This window comes from Prolixibacteraceae bacterium (assembly GCA_019856515.1).
Taxonomy (GTDB): domain Bacteria; phylum Bacteroidota; class Bacteroidia; order Bacteroidales; family Prolixibacteraceae; genus Halosquirtibacter; species Halosquirtibacter xylanolyticus.
Window position 1 is genome coordinate 1,465,126 of record CP082230.1, and the last position, 21,418, is coordinate 1,486,543.

At 37.6% G+C, this 21,418-nt stretch carries 15 protein-coding genes; 10 read left to right on the forward strand and 5 right to left on the reverse strand.

Going from position 1 to position 21,418, the window contains the following annotated elements:
- Window positions 1–769 precede the first annotated feature (769 nt).
- The 6 genes from K5X82_05000 to K5X82_05025 all read left to right on the forward strand — a co-directional run bounded on the left by K5X82_05000 (window position 770) and on the right by K5X82_05025 (window position 9,952).
- Window positions 770–3,169, forward strand: a complete 2,400-nt coding sequence (locus tag K5X82_05000; protein QZT38261.1) for a DEAD/DEAH box helicase family protein — start codon at window positions 770–772, stop codon at window positions 3,167–3,169.
- 106 nt (window positions 3,170–3,275) lie between these two features.
- Window positions 3,276–4,706 (forward strand): type I restriction-modification system subunit M, encoded by a 1,431-nt coding sequence (locus K5X82_05005; GenBank protein ID QZT38262.1) that lies wholly within the window; start codon window positions 3,276–3,278, stop codon window positions 4,704–4,706.
- Window positions 4,706–6,409, forward strand: coding sequence for a restriction endonuclease subunit S (locus K5X82_05010; GenBank protein QZT38263.1), 1,704 nt, complete (start codon window positions 4,706–4,708; stop codon window positions 6,407–6,409). Before K5X82_05005 ends, K5X82_05010 begins: the two co-directional genes overlap by 1 nt.
- A gap of 65 nt (window positions 6,410–6,474) precedes the next feature.
- Window positions 6,475–8,370, forward strand: coding sequence for an AAA family ATPase (locus tag K5X82_05015; GenBank protein QZT38264.1), 1,896 nt, complete (start codon window positions 6,475–6,477; stop codon window positions 8,368–8,370).
- A 111-nt stretch (window positions 8,371–8,481) separates the two neighbouring features.
- Entirely contained in the window at window positions 8,482–9,114 is a 633-nt protein-coding gene (locus K5X82_05020) for a hypothetical protein (protein ID QZT38265.1), read from the forward strand.
- A 100-nt stretch (window positions 9,115–9,214) separates the two neighbouring features.
- Window positions 9,215–9,952, forward strand: a complete 738-nt coding sequence (locus tag K5X82_05025) for a phospholipase D family protein (GenBank protein ID QZT38266.1) — start codon at window positions 9,215–9,217, stop codon at window positions 9,950–9,952.
- 1,351 nt (window positions 9,953–11,303) lie between these two features.
- On the opposite strand, the gene K5X82_05030 is transcribed toward K5X82_05025, so the two are convergent.
- From K5X82_05030 to K5X82_05040, 3 genes are all read right to left on the reverse strand, one after another.
- Window positions 11,304–12,089, reverse strand: coding sequence for a DNA/RNA non-specific endonuclease (locus tag K5X82_05030; GenBank protein ID QZT38267.1), 786 nt, complete (start codon window positions 12,087–12,089; stop codon window positions 11,304–11,306).
- Complete coding sequence (locus tag K5X82_05035; GenBank protein QZT38268.1) at window positions 12,073–12,831, reverse strand: hypothetical protein; 759 nt, start codon at window positions 12,829–12,831, stop codon at window positions 12,073–12,075. Before K5X82_05035 ends, K5X82_05030 begins: the two co-directional genes overlap by 17 nt.
- A 547-nt stretch (window positions 12,832–13,378) precedes the next feature.
- On the reverse strand, window positions 13,379–13,654 hold the full coding sequence (locus K5X82_05040; GenBank protein QZT38269.1) for a hypothetical protein: 276 nt from the start codon (window positions 13,652–13,654) through the stop codon (window positions 13,379–13,381).
- A gap of 954 nt (window positions 13,655–14,608) precedes the next feature.
- On the opposite strand from K5X82_05040, the gene K5X82_05045 reads away from it, so the two are divergent.
- Window positions 14,609–14,803 carry a hypothetical protein gene (locus K5X82_05045; GenBank protein ID QZT38270.1) on the forward strand — a complete coding sequence of 65 codons (195 nt, stop codon included), beginning with the start codon at window positions 14,609–14,611 and terminating at the stop codon, window positions 14,801–14,803.
- A gap of 220 nt (window positions 14,804–15,023) precedes the next feature.
- On the opposite strand, the gene tdh is transcribed toward K5X82_05045, so the two are convergent.
- A complete protein-coding gene (gene tdh, locus K5X82_05050) occupies window positions 15,024–16,055 on the reverse strand; it encodes an L-threonine 3-dehydrogenase (GenBank protein QZT38271.1) in 1,032 nt (343 codons plus the stop codon).
- 270 nt (window positions 16,056–16,325) lie between these two features.
- Between tdh and K5X82_05055 the strand changes: the two genes are divergently transcribed.
- From K5X82_05055 to K5X82_05065, 3 genes are all read left to right on the forward strand, one after another.
- On the forward strand, window positions 16,326–16,664 hold the full coding sequence (locus tag K5X82_05055) for a translation initiation factor (protein QZT38272.1): 339 nt from the start codon (window positions 16,326–16,328) through the stop codon (window positions 16,662–16,664).
- 63 nt (window positions 16,665–16,727) lie between these two features.
- The gene (locus K5X82_05060; GenBank protein QZT38273.1) at window positions 16,728–19,607 is read left to right on the forward strand and encodes a DEAD/DEAH box helicase; all 2,880 of its coding nucleotides are present in this window, start codon (window positions 16,728–16,730) and stop codon (window positions 19,605–19,607) included.
- Window positions 19,604–20,239 carry a hypothetical protein gene (locus K5X82_05065; protein ID QZT38274.1) on the forward strand — a complete coding sequence of 212 codons (636 nt, stop codon included), beginning with the start codon at window positions 19,604–19,606 and terminating at the stop codon, window positions 20,237–20,239. Before K5X82_05060 ends, K5X82_05065 begins: the two co-directional genes overlap by 4 nt.
- A gap of 175 nt (window positions 20,240–20,414) precedes the next feature.
- On the opposite strand, the gene fabD is transcribed toward K5X82_05065, so the two are convergent.
- The gene (fabD, locus tag K5X82_05070; protein ID QZT38275.1) at window positions 20,415–21,302 is read right to left on the reverse strand and encodes an ACP S-malonyltransferase; all 888 of its coding nucleotides are present in this window, start codon (window positions 21,300–21,302) and stop codon (window positions 20,415–20,417) included.
- Window positions 21,303–21,418: the final 116 nt, after the last annotated feature.

Sequence of the window (21,418 nt, forward strand, 5' to 3'; positions counted from 1 at the left end):
TCCTGTACTTCATCCCACTGGGAACGCAGCGCTCCGCTCGGCATCATGCGTCAACCAAAATCCGTCTAATCCGTCCAATCCGTGGCCATATTTTTCTTCGTGTCTTCGTGGTGATTTTTAAAAATCCGTTCCCGACAATTTCAACCAAGCCCCGAACGGGGTGACCGAATACAGCCCAACGGTGAAATGAATATGTTGCGAGGTAGCGCTGCATAAGAATGAGCCTTGGGTACAACACACCACCCATCATCAAAGGCTGAAGGCCTGACCCATCTCAGACATAACGCATCCAATACGACCAAGTTTGTGCCAATTTATTGGCACGAGAGGGATACCTCGTACAGGCGTGATGATCGCGCCTCCTTCCTTCTTATCTTTGCGATTCTTTTAATTCCATGACTACACTACATTCACACCACCAAAATTGTGTCAATAATGAAAGATGCAACAACAAATAATTGACATCAATAAAAAACTTAGAAAAGTACTTCATAACTTAGAAGGGAATCCAATCTCAAACAAAACTCAGGAAATAATTTCGGCATATTCATGTATTAGTCATGAGTTTTACAGTCAAAAAAATTTAAGTCTGACAGACAATCAAAATTTTAAATTTACGTATCCTAGTACACAACTATAATTTTCTCGATCCCCTCTAGATTACACTCAATAAAGTGGTATTTTATATTCGTTATTTTAAATACTACCAATCTTATTAACTATTTTTATACCCACGATAGAGTAGTAATTGGAAATTTAGACGTGCCAGATGAATCAAATAGATAAAAGAAAGCTTTCAGAAGCTGATATTCGCTCCAAATTCATAACACCTGCAATTGAAAATGCAGGGTGGGACATTATGACCCAAATTCGTGAAGAAGAACACTTCACTGATGGTCGAATAATTGTCCAAGGAAATATGTCAACAAGAGGAGCTAGCAAGTTTGCAGACTATATATTATATTATAAACCCAATATCCCAATTGCAATTATTGAAGCAAAAGATAATAAACATGCGATAGGGGCCGGTATGCAACAAGCATTAGAATACGCTGACATTCGTCAAGTTCCTTTTGTATTTTCCTCAAATGGCGATGCTTTTATTTTTCACGATAAAACATCTAATTCTATACGTGAGTACGAAATATCATTAGACGAGTTTCCTTCACCAGATTCTCTTTGGAAAAAATATCTCAAATATAAAAACATTGAAACCAAAGATGCTCAGAAAGTCATAGAACAGCCCTTTTTTAACGACGATTCAGGCATGTCTCCTCGATATTATCAACAAAATGCCATAAATAGAACAATTGAAGCAATGGCGAAAGATCAGAAAAGGATTCTCCTCGTTATGGCTACAGGTACAGGTAAAACTTATACTGCTTTTCAAATTGCTCATCGTCTCAAGAAAGCAAATAAAGTGAACAGAATACTTTTTCTTGCTGATAGAAATATTTTGCTTTCACAAACAAAAAATGGAGATTTCTCTTCTTTCGACGATTCTATTATGCATATCATTAAAAATAAACAAATAGACAAGTCATACGAGATTTACTTTGCTCTGTATCAAGGACTAGTGGGCAATGAAGATCAAGAAGACGCTTATCTGAATTTCTCTCCTTCTTTTTTTGACCTCGTTATCATAGATGAGTGTCATCGAGGCAGTGCTTCTGAAGCTTCTGCTTGGAGAGTGATACTAGACTACTTCTCTTCTGCAATTCATATAGGCCTGACTGCAACTCCAAAAGAAACTATTGATGTTTCAAATATGAGTTATTTTGGGGAACCAGTATACACTTATTCTCTCAAACAAGGTATCGAAGATGGATTTTTAGCACCTTATAAAGTTGTCCGTATCGATACAAATATTGATAATGGATGGCGCCCAACCCAAGGCATGGTTGATAAATATGACAATCAAATTACCGATAGAATATACAACCTTAAAGATTACGATAGATCTCTTATTATCGATGAAAGAACGCAACTCGTTGCTCAAAAGGTTACTGAATACTTAACTCGTACAGATCGATTTGCAAAAACAATTATTTTTTGTGTTGATATCGATCATGCTGCAAGAATGCGACAGGCTCTCATTAATTGTAACATTGACATGCTATCTCAACACAATAACTATGTTGTGAAAATTACTGGTGACGATGATTTTGGAAAAAATCAACTTGATAATTTTATTGATATTGAAGAGCCTTGTCCAGTTATTGCAACTACATCAAAGTTGTTAACTACTGGTGTGGATACTAAAATGGTCAAAGTGATCGTTCTAGATGTGCCTATTGGATCCATGACTGAATTCAAGCAAATTATTGGTAGAGGTACTCGTATTAGAGAGTCTGATAATAAAACATTTTTTACAATTTTAGATTTCCGTAGAAATACTGATAAATTTGCAGATCCCTCCTTCGATGGGACTCCTGTGCAAGTTTACATTCCAACAAACAATGATTCTCCGGTACCTCCTTCTAATGATGAAAGTGGGGAGATTGATCCTGAGCTATCAAATAATAGTAATAACCAGAAGCCTTCTAACGATTCTTTAAACGTAAGTGATTCAGGGAGTAACTATTCCAGTTCGTCTATGGATGACCCAAAAAGATTCTACATTAACAATATTGAAGTATCCGTAACAAGAGAACAGGTACAATACTTAAGCCCTAGTGGTAAACTTATTATCGAATCTCTTAAAGACTATACTCGTAAAAATGTAAACAAAAACTTTGACTCAATTGAAATATTTAGACATCAATGGAACCTGTCAAAAAATAAAAAAGAGCTTATTACGAAACTTACTGAACAGGGGATACTTTTCGAAGCGTTAAAAGAGCAAATTGGTCGAGATCTCGATCCTTTTGATCTTATTTGTCATGTTGCTTTCGATCAACCAATACTTACTAGAAAAGAAAGAGCAAAGAAAGTGTTGGAGGATTCTTATTTCCATAAATATTCCGAAAAAGCCCAAAATATTCTTAGTCTTATACTTGACAAGTATATAGAGGAAGGAGTCGAAGTGATTGAAGATCGTGAAATACTCACAATAAACCCATTAAACACAATTGGTTCTCCTGTCGAGATTGTACGCGAATTTGGTTCTGCTTCAGAATACGACCATGCGATTCAACAACTTGAAATGAGAATATATCAGCCTGCCTAAAAAGTACAATATTATAACTTAATTATACTTAAGCGATCGCTTTTCTTAAGGGGTCGCTTTTCTTATATTTGCAACTTCATTTCGTTAAATCTAAAGAATAATATATATGAGCCAAATTGTTGCTAACATTAAAGCGATTCGTGATATCATGCGCAAAGATACTGGGGTCGATGGGGATGCCCAAAGAATATCTCAAATGGTATGGATGTTATTCCTTAAAATTTTTTCTGACAAAGAAGAGGAGTGGGAATTAACAATTTCTGGTTACATATCTCCTATTAAACCTCAATTCAAATGGTCCGCATGGGCTGCGAATGAAGAAGGTGTTACTGGACAGAAGCTTATGGGTTTCATCAATAACGAACTTTTTCCAGAACTTAAAGAAATTGATACAACTAAATGTGAACAGGCTAAAATTGTGAAAGCGGTATTTTCTGACACATACAACTACATGAAAAATGGTACGCTTTTTCGTCAAGTTATTAATGAAATAAACAAAATAAATTTTGTTTCAAGCAACAGCCATCTCTTCAATGATATATATGAAACAATTCTTAAAGAACTACAATCTGCGGGTTCTTCTGGTGAATACTATACTCCTCGCGCTGTAACTCAATTCATGGTTGACATTATGAATCCGCAGTTGGGGGATTCTATTCTTGATCCAGCTTGTGGTACTGGTGGTTTCCTTACTTCTTCTATTGATCACATATCTAAAAAAATCAACACGCCTTCCGATCGCCAAAATCTTCAGAAATCAATTCTTGGTATCGAGAAAAAACCTCTTCCTACTTTGCTATGTACTACAAATCTCATGTTACATGGTTTTGACAAACCTGCTATTCGAAGAGACAACCTACTAAAAAAAGCATATTCTGATTGGACTGCTAAGGATAAAGTCGATATTATCCTTACGAACCCTCCTTTTGGTGGAGTAGAGGAGGATGGTACCGAAACGAATTTCCCTCAAAAATTCCGTACTAAAGAAACAGCAGACCTTTTTCTTGCTCTTATTATTCGTTTATTAAAAGACAAAGGTCGTTGTGCCGTTGTTCTTCCTGACGGATCACTTTTTGGCAAAGGTGTGAAAATTCGTATTAAAGAAGAGCTTGTACAAAAATGCAATCTACACACCATTGTGCGTCTACCCAAAGGCGTATTTGCACCCTATACAAATATTAGTACGAACATATTATTTTTCGAAAAAGGGCAACCAACTAAAGATATATGGTATTTTAAACACCCTTATCCTAAAGGGGTTAAAAACTACAACAAATCGAAACCAATCAATATCTCTGAATTCGACCTCGAAAAAGAATGGTGGAACAATCGTATTGAAAATGAATATGCTTGGAAAGTTCCTGTCAATAAAATTATCGAACGAAACTATAACCTCGATATTGAAAATCCATATAAGGAAGCCGATACTATTAAATCACCTGATCTAATTTTAGAGGAGTTTAATTCATGTGAGAAGGAAATAGATACAATTCAGTCTCAAATTATCAATTTTCTTAATCAAGCATTAAATCAATAATGAAACACCTTCTCCAACATTTTAAAAATATATCTACATCTCCTCAAAATATTGATAAGATTAAAGATCTTATATTGACGTTAGCTATCCAAGGAAAACTTACCCAAAACTGGCGTACTCAAAATCCAAACACCCAGTCTGCGGAAACTCTATTTCAAGAAATACAAGAAGAAAAACTCAGACTCATAAACGAGAAGAAAATAAAGAAAGAGAAAAAGTTTCCTGAAATTACAAAAGAGGAAATACCTTTCGCAATACCTAATTCTTGGAAATGGACTCGACTTGGGGAAATATCAAATTATGGAACTACAATAAAAGTCGAATCCAAAGATGTTGATAAAGACACTTGGATTCTAGAATTAGAAGATATTGAAAAAAAAACTTCTCGATTAATTCAAAAAGTAAAAGTTCATACTAGACATTTTAAAAGCACTAAAAATAGATTTACAAAAAATGATATAATTTATGGCAAATTACGTCCTTATCTAGACAAAGTTATTGTAGCAAATGAAGATGGAGTTTGTTCTACTGAATTAATACCAATTAAAACTTATGGAAACATTAATCCATTTTATTGTAGACTATTTCTTAAATCGTCTTTTTTTATACAATATGCAAATTCATCTACTCATGGAATGAGAATGCCACGATTAGGTACGAGTAAAGCTAAAGAAGCTATTTGCCCACTTCCTCCACTCGAAGAACAAAAGCAAATCGTAAGCACAGTTGAAAAACTTTTTAATAAACTGGATCAACTGCAAGAAAAAACGGTTCAAAGAATCAAACTGAAGGAAGATTTTGTTACTTCTGCTCTAAATGAACTCAATTCATCTAAAACTGTTGAAGTTTGGAAGATGTTGACTCCCCATTTTAAAACATTCTTCTCTGAATCTAAAAATGTTAAAGAACTACGTGACACAATCCTTCAACTAGCTATCCAAGGGAAACTTACCCAAAACTGGAGAGCTCAAAACCCTAACACCCAATCTGCGGAAACTCTATTTCAAGAAATACAAGAAGAAAAACTCAGACTCATAAAAGAGAAGAAAATAAAGAAAGAGAAAAAGTTTCCTGAAATTACAAAAGAGGAAATACCTTTCGCAATACCTAATTCTTGGAAATGGACTCGACTTGGGGAAATATCAAAGATATATGGGGGAGGGACCCCAAAAAGTACTGAATTAGATTATTATTCAGTGAACTCTAAAAAAGGTATTCCTTGGATTACTCCTGCAGATCTAGGTCGAATTAAAACTAAATATATATCGCGTGGAAAGAAAGATATTTCAGAATTAGGATTAGCTAAAAGTTCCGCTCAATTGATGCCTAAAGGAGCAGTTTTATTTTCTAGCCGAGCTCCTATAGGACATACTGCAATAGCCCAAAATCCGGTATCAACAAATCAAGGGTTCAAATCAAGTGTTCCTTATATTCTAGAGATGAATCAGTATATTTATTATTATTTAAATTCAATCGTTAAAGACGTAAATGAAAAAGCAACAGGAACTACATTTAAAGAAGTTTCAGGTGCAATTGTATCTTGCTTTATTTGCCCACTCCCTCCACTCGAAGAACAAAAGCAAATCGTAAGCACAGTTGAAAAACTCTTGACATTATGCGATCAACTTGAAGAAAATATAGCTAAATCCAAGACTCTGCACCACCAATGGAGTAAAAGTATATCAAAACACATTACTATATAAAACCAACACACCTATAGGATATCTAATTTAGGATACCCTATAGGTACAACAACACAAACTAAATAATGAAACTCCTATACATAAAAATAGACTCTTACAAAAACTTAGATAATTTCTCTTTCACGTTCTCTAATACTCAAACCGATCTTTTCGTTGGAAAGAATGGATCTGGTAAATCTAATTTTTTCGAAGCCATTGCGGAGATAATTCTACACATAATGGGGGAAAAATCTTCTTTGGATTATAACTATACAATCAAATATCAATTAGACGGAAGAGAGATCCAATATTCCTTTGATTCCAATGCTTCTAAATGGAAAAATAATGCCGATGATGAAATAGCATCAATACCTTCAATAGATCAACCGGAATACCTTCTCTTTTATTACTCTGGCCACAATCAATTCTTTCCAAATATTACAGAAAATTCTAATAATAAGGTTAAAAGAAATATTCGAAATACAAATACCGACTTCTCTCGTCGATTCTGGGGTATTTCAAAGGATAATAAAAAATTGTTGCTCTATACAATACTACTCCTTCCTTCGTCTAATCCTGCAAGAAGAATAATTATTGAAAAATTAGGCATACAAGCTATCGAAAATAAGGTCAGTTTAAAACTAAAACGTCCTGATTATGCAAACAATGAATCATACAATATTGACCCTATTGATCCTGAAACCCGATACTGGAAAGCGAAAGGAAAAGCCAAAGCTTATCTTGACAGTATATGTAGTGTTTCTTATCGTGCGACTGATGAGACCGAAGTAATCGATACAGGTGTGATGAATAATAATACGCAGTTTATCCATCCTTTTAACCTCGATACATTTCAGCATACATTTCAAGAAACAGCACCACTTCAAATTTTCGAGATGCTCGATGCTTTAAACACCATCGGAATACTAGAAGATATTAAATTCAATCTCATTCTTAATAATGATCAACAAATTGCTACATCTAATTTTAGTGATGGTCAATACCAAACGACATACATTTATGCAATGAAATTGTTGTTTAGTAAATACAATACGATTTCTCTTCTAGACGAACCAGATGCTTTTATGCACCCTGAATGGCAACTTAAGTTTTTTCAAGATCTCAACTCTATCACTGACAATCAAACGAACAACAACCACTTACTTATCTCAAGTCATAGTGCTGCTTCCCTAGTTAATTATGACGGGATAAAAGTTAATTTATTTCGTGTAATTAACGAAAAAGTAAAATGTCATCCAGCTAATAGAGATTTTGCATTGAAACAACTTGCAACAAATGCTTTTCGTCTAAATACAGTCGACGATGTAATCTCCATGATCTACACTTGCAACAGAGACAAGAAGCCTATTTTATTTCTAGAAGGTAGCACCGACCCTAGAATGATAGAAACAGCTTGGTCGAAACTCTTTGATACCGAAATTCCTTTTATCCCAATGATGACTTTTACATGCGACTTTCTGCGCAGAACAATTATAGATGAGCGTGTTCATGGTCAACTAGCTAATTTACCAATTTTTGCGCTCTTCGATTTCGATGAAGCATACAACCAATGGGATTCAGTAATCGCAAAACACGATCCAAGGATGCATATTTCCGAAATGGATCCATATAAGGGTCTAATGCGTCAATTCAGTGATCAATGCTATGCATTTCTACTTCCAGTACCAGATATTCAAGAGATAAAAGATTTAGTCATCAAAGATCATCAAACGAACGAAACATTCAAGGGCAACTCTCTTATGTCTATAGAACATCTTTTCTATTCAGAAGAACACCGTGACTATTTTAAAACCGAAAGAATTGCTGGGGGCGGTCAAAAGATAAAGTTCATTGAAAGTATGAAAACAAAATTTGCTGAGGAGGTTATTCCTACTCTCTCCAATGATAAGTTCGAAATATTTCGTCCTCTCTTAAGCAAGATAAAAGAAATAATCCAATCGCATGCAAATGAATCCGTCTAAATCTAAGTTACAACAAAAGGTAAGCCTCAACCTAATAGCCTCAATAGTTACTTAGATGAGGCGTATAGAACAAGGAACAATAGTATAATATGTCTTCATGAATTATCATTCATGAAGACTATTTTGATCGAAACAATGAATCAGGAAGACAAAAAACAATTTGAAAAAAGAATCAAGATTAGTCTCGGCATCTTAAATTTAAGACTTCAAAACATTAATAAAAACATAGAAAATGAGAATAGTTATATCCAAGACTATCTTTTGTCTAAAATCGATGAAGACGTTTATCTTGAGTCATATATTCAAAGTGAATTTGAAAATATTATTGCACAAGAAAAGGCAAGAAATTATCACAACATCATTATAGACTCATACTCTTTTTATGAAACCAGCCTAAAAAATTTATGCGAATTAAAATCTTTGCCAACCAATCGGTGTCCAAATGGATGCAGTATACCACAACATCTTCTAAACCAGCTAAATATACAAACGAACAATATCCCTGAAACGAACAAAGTGGATGTTTTTAGACTTCTTCGCAATAATATAATTCACAATGATTCAAAATGTAAAAATGTAAATGATAAAAATAGGGTAATAATTGGGGTGGGGAATTATACTCAAGATCACAGTATACATATATACTTCTCAAACCTTAAATTTAGAATAATTAAAAAAGACCTAATCCAATTTTACATTGATGATATCTACACAATTACATCCTATATAATCAACACATTCTAGGCTAGTTAAATCTAAATATTGACTTATACATAATGTAACTCAACTTGAAGAGCAAACAATTATTACCTTAATACTCATATTACACAAATACAAACAACCTATGGCAGAATTCTATACGACTAGAGGTCTTTCATTTCAATTGGAAGAACTGATCAAACGAGGCACAAAATTTGTAATCTTAGTGACTCCTTACCTTAAATTCTCGGAGACGCTATACGACAGACTTCAACTGCTGAAAGAAGACAATGTGGAGCTGACGATCATTTATGGTAAAACGGAACTCACACGAAAACAAAAAACATTACTATTGGATCTCCATTGTAATATCTATTACAAAGAGAACCTCCATGCTAAATGTTATATCAACCAAGATGAGGCCATTATCGGCTCCATGAACCTTTATGAATTTTCGGAAGTGAATAATATCGAGATGGGCATCAAACTATCAAGAAAAAACGACAAGAAAGCCTATTTAGAATGTCTAGGAGAGGTGGAGACGCTGACCAAACAATCCAAAGTGATTAAACAGATCACATCTCAGGAGGAGAAAAAGCAAGAAAAACCCATAACCAAAGAAGGAAAGAAGAGATACTATCGCGACCTGCATAAACAGTGGCTGCCCAAACTTCAAGCACTCGTCCCAGATATCAAACTATCTCTAATCGAAGACCGTATCGTTTCATCCGATCATTACGATGCCAGATATTGGATTACCAATGAGTACGGTTTGATCACCCTTCACCTAAATACCCAAAAAGATGCAGAAGAACTCTATCCTTTCGTCAAGGAAAATCAAGTAAAACTAGACAAAGCCTTAAAAGGATACCGTTGCTACTGAAACCCTCCATTTAACAAGATATGTCTATACACAGGCAGAGACACCGAATTTGAATTTCTGGATGATGAACTAAACTATTATCACAAAGGAGCACAAAAAATAGTTACATTTTTCGACCAACTAAAATAATGCTGCCTTTACCAAGACAGCATATAAACAGCCATACCTCATACAGACGCGATGCTCGCGCCTCTTCTCTACTATCATCCAATATGATCAGATTTTCAGTGCATGTTGCAGCATAATAAAAATCTGTGTTCATCAGTGTGCCATCCTTGCGCCACAACCCTTCGTGTCTTTGCGGCTTCGCGGTTCAATTCCCCTTACACCACAACCAGAAATCCGTCTAATCCGTGGCTATGATATTTTCTTTAATTTATGAGGGGCCAGGCCTTCAGCCTTTGGTTGTAGTTATCGCCGTATTACCCAAGGCTCCAACCTGTATGATGCGCTACTGCGCAACATATGGTTTTCACCATTGGGCTATGTTATATTTCCCCTTCAGGGAATGTTGAAACATCATCAAAAGATCCGTGGAAATCAGTCTAATCTGTTTCATCTGTGTACCACCCCCTTCGCTCCAACCCTTCGTGTCTTTGCGGCTTCGCAGTTCAATTCCTCTTACACCACAACCAAAAATCCGTCCAATCCGCGGCGATGATATTTTCTTTAATTTATGAGGGGCCAGGCCTTCAGCCTTTGGTTGTCGTTATCACCGTATTACCCAAGGCTCCAACCTGTATGATGCGCTACTGCGCATCATATGGTTTTCACCGTTGGGCTATTTTATATTTCCCCTTCAGGGAATGTTGCACCATTATCAAAAGAACCGTGGAAATCGGTCTAATCTGTTTCATCTGTGTACCACCCCCTTCGCTCCAACCCTTCGTGTCTTTGCGGCTTCGCGGTTCAATTCCCCTTACACCACAACCAAAAATCCGTGGAAATCCGTTAAATCCGTGGCTATAATATTTTCTTTAATTTATGAGGGGCCAGGCCTTCAGCCTTTGGTTGTAGTTATCACCGTATTACCCAAGGCTCCAACCTGTATGATGCGCTACTGCGCAACATATGGTTTTCACCATTGGGCTAGGTTCGTTTTCCCTTTCAGGGAATGTTGCAGCATTATCAAAAGAATCCGTGGAAATCCGTCCCATCCGTGCGCATCAACTCTTCGTGTCTTTGCGGCTTCGCGGTTCCCTTACACCTCTACGTAGTCATAAAAAAGATCCGTCACATCCGTGTCCATAAATTGGCACAGACTATGCAATATCAACCACAATAAAAGATCTGTTTCATCAGTCTAATCTGTTTTATCTGTGTGCGACCCCTTGCGCCACAACCAGTTATTCTATCGACTCTTATTGGCTATAAAATAGCTATGCTTCTTGCCCTTCAACTCAAAGGTGATCCGTTGGGTTTTGGGGATACGTGATTTACCTTGATAGATGTTCCGCACCTTATAGTTCTTAATATATTTGCGGTTTTTACGCACCAACCCCTCAATCTCGGCAAAGGTTCCTTTGTTGACCCTTTCGAATTGCGGAACAATATTGATGCCTTCGCTGATGCCTCCCAATGAGTTGGCAATCATATGCCCTCCTTGATAACGTTTGGCTCGGCTCTTACCGACAGCTTTCACTACTGCTTCCCGTTGCATCTTAGCACTTCGAGGCACAATATCGGCTTTGGCAAATGCGGGTAGTGAGGATTCAATAGGGCGTGCCATCGCATCGGTGACATACTTACCACCATTGGCCATATAGGTGGTATTGGGAAGTAGATTCTCTAGGTTTAACAGCGAGTTGAGCGACGACTTATTGGCACCCTTAGACACCCATAGTGCTTTGACTACCGTCTGTTTTCTTGTACGAACCACTCGAGCCAACTCTTTTCCATCAGGAGTAAGAATCTTAAATCGTTTGGTTCCCCCTTTGATGACATATTTTCCTGAGGCAACCAGGTCGTCAAAGGTCTTCACTCCGACCTTTAACACTTTCTTGGTCACTTTTTTGCGTGTCGTCTTACCAACAGCTTTAACCTCTCTTTTGGAGACGTACTGGGAACTCTCTTTAATGGTGGATTTACAACAACAACAAAGGAGTAGTAGGGTTAGTAACTTAAATATCTTTGCCATCGCTCTCTAACACTTTTATATTTAGATCTATCTGTTTATGTATCTGCCCCATCATCTCTCTCTTAATCTCTGCTTTCATATGCATATGTGCCCAATTATCGCAGAACAACATGCCTACAATAAAACTTACTCCTGCCACTCTTTTAGACCATTTCCATACTTTTGTCGAGAATTCATCCACTCTCTTTCGTCGTTTATTGCTCCAACGTTTCCAGCCACCATATTTAAATTGAAAGGTCACATATAGAAAGACAATCAGTGGAACCATCAGGGATGCGATCCCCAATTTCAGAATAAACTCAGCTATCTCCTCTAGAATAAGAAAGATGCCTGAGATAGCAATCTTATGCGAATAGATATCCATCACTGGCTGGCTATCGATCTTCTTCACTTTCACACGTAACTTATCCTTACCCACCGACACAAACGCATCCTCTAAATTATGCTTGATGATCCGAGTCACCACTCTGGGCTTATAGAAGTGAAACCAGATACGTTTCACACGACGCTGCATCTTCTTATCTCCCATCTCGTAATAGTCGCGTATGTTACGCCAACCTAAGAACCCGGCATTTCGTTCCAAAGAGTCATTAAGCTGTGTGTATGCCTTATCAATATAATCTCCAGCATCCGCCATTATTAAGGTTTCAGTGTCGCCAAAGACTCGCTCTCTCTTGTTCTGTGGCTCATTACATCCAAGAATAAGAGAGGCAAAAAGAAGAATCATCAAATACCGTTTCATCAAATATATATTCCATTATAATTTAAGTGTTAAATATCATAAATTATGATCAAACACAAAAACATAATATCAAAAAGAAAGTTATCGCTAGAAACTTTCGTGGAAGTGCTAAAGATAAAAACGACTAAAGAACAAAGGGGTCTTGTTGCAGATCGGACTGATTTCCACGGATTCTTTTGATAATGCTGCAACATTCTCTGAAGGGGAGATAAAACATAGCCCAGTGCGAAGCGCTGGGGATAGATGTTGAATGTATAAGATGGGTCAGGCCTTCAGCCTTTGGTTGTAGATATCGCCGTATTACCCAAGGTTCATGTTTATGCAGCGCTACCGCGCAACATATTCATTTCACCATTGGGCTTGGTTCGGTTACCCCTTCGGGGCTTGGTTGAAACGAACGAGATGAAATACGGATGATACAGATCAGACTGATGAACACAGATTTTTTTATGACTACGTAGCGGCGCGATGCTCGCGTCTAAAAACAATATATCCGTAGATTAACGCAGATGGATTGTTTCTGATATACCATCACAATCGATATAAACTAACGTCTTCTAAAACGACTCGCAACCCATAAGAGAACCAATACACCCACAACAATACCTACAATAAAACCATGACTCGAATGATAAACTCCGTAGCTCATTCGATAGCGTAGAAATTGAAGATGGTGGTAAGAGTTGCACAAAGACCATCCAAAAAATATTCCCAGACCTGTACCGATAAGAGAGTTTAACCCTCCTGAAAATCGAAAAGTACGAGATGTTATGTTTAGGTACATCGCGACCATTAGCGCAAGTAATATTAGAATACGATACATATTTGACTCTTTATTGTTAACAAAACAAAAATACAACATAATATTTTAGCTCCAATTAATTCCTCCTTTTATATGTACTGATTATATTCTTATTTGATATACAAATGGAAAAGACACTGTTAAGATACGAAGGGTTGAAACGCAAGGAGAAAAGAAGCACAAAGAATTATAGCCACGGATTGGACGGATTTGGTTGTGGTGCAAGGGGAATTGAACCGCGAAGCCGCAAAGACACGAAGGGATGAAGCGCAAGGGATAGCACACAGATGAAACGGATTTTATTTTATTCATGTAAGGTAACATATAGCCACGGATTTTAAAAGAACCGCTAAGGCGCAAAGACACGAAGGGTTGATGCGCACGGATGGGACTGATTTCCACGGATTCTTATACTGCAACATTCCCTGAAAGGGAAAACGAACATAGCCCAATGGTGAAAACCATATGATGCGCAGTAGCGCATCATACAGGTTAGAGCCTTGGGTAATACGGCGATAACTACAACCAAAGGCTGAAGGCCTGGCCCCTCATAAGTTGAAGAAAATATCATAGCCTCGGATTAGACGGATTTGGTTGTGGTGCAAGGGGAATTAAACCGCGAAGCCGCAAAGACACGAAGGGATGAAGCGCAAGGGATAGCACACAGATTTTATTATGGTTGTTACGCACGGGATGGGACACGGATTTCACGAATGGGACGGATTTTAGGTTGTTGCCCCATACTTGGTAGAGACGCGATGCTCGCGTCTAAAATATAGCACACGGATAAAGGGAAGCCCAAAGGCACGAAGGGTTGAAACGCAAGGGACGTGTCTTGGGTTCAACAGGCTACTACTGAATGATCATAGGGGAATCAAACGGGGATGAATCGGGTTTGAAACGGTCTTAATTTGAACCGAGGCAACACTTTTTTCGAAACTCGCTCATATTATTAGGCTTAAACATGAGCGATGTATGGAGGAACTATGGACTGACTATGAACAAGGACCGTTTGAAGACCGTTTGAAAGCCGTTCGATTCCACTATGAAACTGCTGTTATCTCCTTTTTAAATTCCACGATATTGGGTGTTTTATCTATTGGTAGTTTGTTGAAGAGGGCAAGTTGGAGAGGGGTTATGGCTATGATATCATATAAAAAAAGAGGTTAAAGCAGAAGAGAGTGACCATTATTGATCACTCTCTTGCTATATTGATTTGTCTAATCCAGACCTTCTATTTTAGCACAACTTGATTTTGTAAATTACTACTCTATAGTTTTGCGATTAATACTTCTGGCATCTTTTAGCTCAACTTGAGTTTGTAAATTACTACTCTATAGTTTTGCGGTTAATACTTCTGGCATCTTTTAGCTCAACTTGAGTTTGTAAATTACTCGGTCCAATCGAGGATAACTTTTCCACAATTTCCTTCTTCCATGATATCAAAACCTTTTTGGAAGTCAGTATAGTGCATTCTATGGGTAATGACAGGAGAGATATCAAGTCCAGAGAGAAGCATTTTCTCCATGTGGTACCATGTTTCGTACATCTCACGACCATAGATACCTTTAAGCGTCAATCCTTTAAATATCAAACGATCCCACTCGACTTGGGTTGTTTCTGGCAGTAGACCTAGGAGAGAGATCTTACCTCCATTATACATATGGCCTAACATATCTTTGAAGGCGTATGGTGATCCAGAGCATTCGAGTCCAATATCAAAACCTGAAACCATATGCATATCGGTCATGGCATCGCGGATACTTGATTTCAGAGGATTGATCACCTTTGTCGCCCCCATCGTTTCAGCCAATTTCATTCGATATTCGCTTGTTTCCGAACCTAGAATATTATTGGCTCCAACAAAACGAGCCACAGCGATGGCCATGGCTCCAATAGGGCCACCAGCACCTGTAACAATCACATCTTCTCCCACAAGTGGGAAAGAGAGAGCAGTATGTGTTGCATTACCTAGAGGGTCCATGATAGAGACAATTTCATCAGGGATACGCTCATCAATTTTCATCACATTATCCACAGGTACAGAGACATATTCAGCAAAGCCACCATCACGATTAACACCGATACCGACGGTATTGTCACAAATATGTTTACGTCCTCTACGACAGTTACGACAGAAGCCACAAGCGATATGTCCTTCGGCAGTGACACGTTCACCAATTTTAAAGCTGTGTACTTCGCTACCAAGCTCCACAATCTCTCCGACATATTCATGACCGATAGTCATCGGAGTTTTAATTGTTTTTTGGGCCCAAGCATCCCATTTATATATATGAAGATCGGTACCACATATGGCACTTTTCCTAACTTTTAAAAGTACATCATTCACTCCTACTTTAGGCATAGGGACTTCTTGAAGCCACAATCCCTTTTCTGCTTTTGCTTTTACTATTGCTTTCACGTTTGTAGATTTATTAATGGTAAACAATAACAATAAAATAAACAAATACGGTATATCTCGACCTTATACCTTCAATCTAACAAGAGCGCCATGCTATTGTTCTACGAAAGTAAAAATTTTAAATGAGTAATTAATATGCATTTTGACAGTATCGAAGAATAAATTAATCAAATTTATTTCTACGTAATATCCATTTTTATTTAAATTTGAACCCTGCTTTTTGTGGTCAATAACAAAAAGTAAAAACCGAATTCTTTATATATAGAAATTATGGGTAAAAATAATCGTAGAGGGGTAGTCTACTCCACCAAAGATGACTACAGTTATGAGTACGACCAAGAGAATGAGCTGGAGACACTTCCACCGAATCAACAGACGCTTCGTATTCTCTTGGATCGTAAATCAAGAAAAGGAAAGACTGTCACCCTTATTGAAGGATTTGTGGGAACAGAGGATGATTTGAAGGATTTGGCAAAAGTTCTTAAATCAAAATGTGGTGTAGGAGGATCAGCAAAAGATGGTGAGATTCTCATTCAAGGTGAGTTTCGAGATAAAGTGATCACAATATTAGAAAAAGAGGGCTATAAGACAAAAAGAGTTGGTGGCTAATGCGGATCATCTAATTTGCGCCAATTATAACATATTGATTTACCACACAAAATAAAAGCTGTCTTGAAGAATAAATTTATTCTTTTACTTCAGGAACATAGAGTTCTTGGTTTACTACTCAAACCTTGTCTTATTACCCAAAGACAAGGCGCTCCCTTTTACACTATAGTGAAACCGATACGTTCACATAATTTTAAGGATGATGATTATTCGTTTAATGCCTTAGAGAAGCGAATCGTAAAGCATACGGAGAGTTATAGTGATGAAAATCTAGCGAAGAAATTCAGACAAAAGGGAGGGCTTCAACAGCTTTACAATCGCATGTCTCAGCAAGACTTTTTGGAGAGGGTTGAGCCTTATATAGACCTGAATTTGACTTCGTGTTTGCGATTGATGAAAGAGAATGGCACCAAATTATATTTCTCCAAAGGGCAGAAATATAACAATATCTATGATGAGGATGAGATCTTCATCCATACAGAGGGTAATCATGCTACTTTTCTTTTTGATAAGGAGAGGGACCATATCAAGTACTCTCTGTCATTGGAGTGTAGTGGTCGAAAGATCACTTTACCACATAGAATGCTGAAGGTTTTAACCAACCATCCATGTACCCTTTTCATTGGGCACAATATCTATCTTTTTGATGAACTACAAGGGACAAGACTAAAACCATTCTTAACACAGAATAGTGTAACGGTACCTTTGTCCATTGAAGATAAATATTTTACCACTTTTGTCTTGAGTACGATCAAACGTTATCCTGTGGAAGGAAGAGGGTTTGATATCGAACATATCCATGAGTTACCCAAGCTGTGGTTTGAAGCAGAACATGTGGACGAGGAGAATGTGAAGGTTAAGATCTTTTTTGCGCTTCATGATCATACTGCTTCGCTCTCAAAACATGAATCTATAGTATCGTATAAGAAAGAGAGAGGAAGGTACTGTTTTATCAAGAGTGATTTTCCTGAGCCAGAGTACCGTCATCTTTTAGCATTTTTAGAGTCGCAGAATATTGTTATCGAGAATGACTATATTCTATTGAACCAGTCAAAATACTACAGCACCTCTTCGTTTATTGAACTATTGCATCTTATCGAAGACAGTGACATTACTTTTGATATCACCCATCAATTTGTAGCAAGTTCGAATCAATATTTTATTGGAAAGAGAGAGCTTGAATTTACGGTACAGCAAGATGATGATTGGTTCGATTTAAAAGGAATTGTAACGTTTGGAAGCTATCAGTTTCCATTTACTCACCTTAAAAATCATATCCTAAATAACATTCAAGAGTTTGAGCTTCCCAACGGTCAGATTGCATTAATTCCACAAGAGTGGTTTACTAAATTTAAAGAGATTTTCTCTTTGGCGACAACCGATGAGGAGAATATTAAGCTACGAAAGAGTCATTTCCCTCTTATTGATCCTCTGTATCTGAAGGAGAAACAAAAGATCAAGCATAAACTACAGAAGTTATCAAATCAGGTCATCGAAGTTGCGGTGCCAACCAGTATTAATGCGACCTTACGTAACTATCAGGAGGAAGGATTTCACTGGATGAACTACCTGAACAAAAATCAGTTTGGGGGTTGTCTGGCCGACGACATGGGACTAGGTAAGACATTACAATGTATTACGCTATTGGCCTTTCTTAAGGACCATCCAGAGCATGTCACAAAAGATACACTTCCAACCAGTTTGATTATTCTTCCCACATCTTTGGTCTACAATTGGGAGAATGAGATTCGTAAATTCTGTCCTACCCTGTCTAGCTTTAAATATATAGGAACGCATCGTCCGAAAGAGGAGCGTTTAAGTCAGATCATTAACGAAACGGATGTCATTCTTACGACCTATGGTACCATAAGAAATGACTATGAAAGTCTAAAACATTATCGTTTTAACTATATTATATTGGATGAAGGACAGAATATTAAGAACCCTCATTCGAAAACATATAAGGCCATTAATGAGCTTAATTCTCAACATAGGCTAAGTATTACGGGAACTCCTATTGAGAACTCACTGCATGACTTATGGGCACAACTAAATTTCCTAAATAGAGGTTTATTAGGTACAGAGGGGTGGTTTAAGAAGACCTTTATCTCTCCTATAGAGAAGAAGCAAGATGAGGAAGCACAAAAGAAGCTTCTGAAGTTGATTCAACCTTTTATCCTAAGACGTACCAAAGAGGAGGTTGCAACGGATCTCCCTGCCCTTTCAGAACAAACAAGGTTTGTACGCATGAGTGAAGAGCAACATAAAGGGTACGAGAAAGAGAAGTCGGCCATTCGAAATGCTATTCTCGATGAGGAGATGGGAAGTTCCAAAGGAGAGAAACAGACCCCTTTGGTTGTGTTGCAAGGTTTGATGACCTTAAGACAGTGGGCCAACCATCCTAGAATGATACAAGAAGATAACACATTGAACTCTGGAAAATTTGAGGAGGTGATGCGAATGTTACGTATCCTTCGTACAGAGAAACATAAGATTTTGGTGTTCTCCTCTTTTGTTAAACATCTAAATCTATTTGAACAAGAGTTTCATAAAGAGGATTGGAAATATGCAATTCTCACAGGTCAGACGAGTCAAAGGCAAGAGATCATTGAGAAGTTTCAACAAGATGATGAGACCAATATTTTCTTGATTTCATTAAAAGCTGGAGGTGTGGGATTGAACCTTACAGAGGCCGATTATGTTTTCATTTTAGATCCATGGTGGAATCCAGCTGCAGAGTTACAGGCGATAAATCGAGCACACCGCATAGGGCAGACTAAGAATGTTTTTGTCTATCGATTTATATCAGAGGGAACCATTGAAGAGAAGATACAGAAACTGAAAGATAAGAAGTCGCAATTGGCAGAGAAGTTCATCCAGTCGAACAACCCTATTACGGGGTTCACATCCAACGAACTGCTCTCTTTAATCGATGCATTATGATTCGTAAATTTTTAGAAAAGAGGATACAAAAGAAGTTGAAGGAGGGGTGGCTGTGTTATGGTCAAGACCGTAGAGAGAGGGCTGTGTCCATTGCTCAAAAGTATATCGACCACCCAAATGCATCGATTGTACAAGATGCTTTACGCCTACATGGTTTGGCCAACTACAAACTAAAGCGATTTGATTTGGCGATAGCATCTTTGGAACGGCTATCGACTTTGACCAACTACAAGCAAGATCATTATAGTTTGGCTATATCTTTGTTGAATGCTGGTGAAGTCGATCGCTCTATGCAATGTTTTGAGCAGATAGCCTCTGCGCATAATCCCCAAATGGCTTTTTCATTATCTTATGGCGAGATGATACTACAGTTTGGGAAGCGACTCTATCAATTAAATCATTACGAAGCTTCGGTGGTGATGTTAAACCAATTGATGGCATTCTATTCCGGTGTTAGAACCATTGATCCAGAGATATTGTATACCAGAGGTATTCCTTCGTTTCACTATTTTGAAGATTGGGTAAAGAATTTGATACCACAGCACCACAGTGATCCACAAGGGTGGTGGTTTCGTGCCCAAAGGTGTCTTCCCAAAGAGGCACAAGCTATTCTTGAAGTTTATTTCATATAGACATAAAAAAGCGAATCGTTAAACGATTCGCTTTTTTTTAATCAACCATTCGGTTGCCATTACGATCAAGAAATAATCCTAAAGATATCTCAAGATAGTGTTGGTATTAGAGTAACCCTTAGTTCTGTCGATATGCAACAAAAAAGAGCTGTTACTCTAAAGTTAATGGTTTTTATTATCCTTGAAAACTATTGATACCATTAGTCTCCATCTTACGGTCTACTTTCTTCACTAAACCTTGAAGCACTTTACCTGGTCCAATTTCAGTAAAAGAAGTTGCACCATCTTTAATCATGTTCTCAACAGTTTGGGTCCACTTTACCGCACCAGTCAACTGCTTTACAAGATTAGCCTTGATCGCAGCAGGGTCCGTTTGAGGAAGTGCATCCACATTTTGGTAAATAGGGCATGAAGGAGATGCAAAAGAAGTTGCTTCAATTGCAGCTTCAAGCTCGACACGAGCAGGCTCCATAAATGGAGAGTGGAAACCACCACTAACAGGAAGTTTCAAAGCACGACGTGCGCCTTTCTCTGTTAATACTGTACAAGCTTTATCAATAGCTTCTTCAGCACCAGAGATCACCAACTGACCTGGACAGTTATAGTTCGCAGGAACTACACCATCAATCTGAGCACATACCTCTTCAACCACATCATCAGAAAGGCCAACAATAGCAGCCATTGTAGATGAAGTTACTTCACAAGCTTTTTGCATTGCTTGTGCACGTTGAGATACAAGTTTTAGTCCGTCTTCGAAACTCAATACGCCATTCACTACCAATGCAGAGAATTCACCAAGAGAGTGTCCAGCTACCATCTCAGGCTTTACATCGTTGCCAAGAGTTGCAGCCAAGATCACAGAGTGTAAAAAGATGGCAGGTTGTGTCACTTTAGTTTGCTTAAGCTCCTCATCCGTCCCTGAGAACATAATGTCGGTAATACGAAATCCTAAAATATCGTTCGCCTTCTCAAAAAGCGCTTTCGCTTCTGGAGAGTTCTCATATAAATCTTTACCCATTCCTACAAATTGGGCTCCTTGACCTGGAAAAACAAATGCTTTCATTTTATTCGTTTTATAGAACTTTATCGTTATTTATGTAAAGTTTCTTATTTTAACTTAGAACAAATGTAAATGATTCGTTGCACTATCCTATCACTAAGCAGCAACTTTTTTTGTTC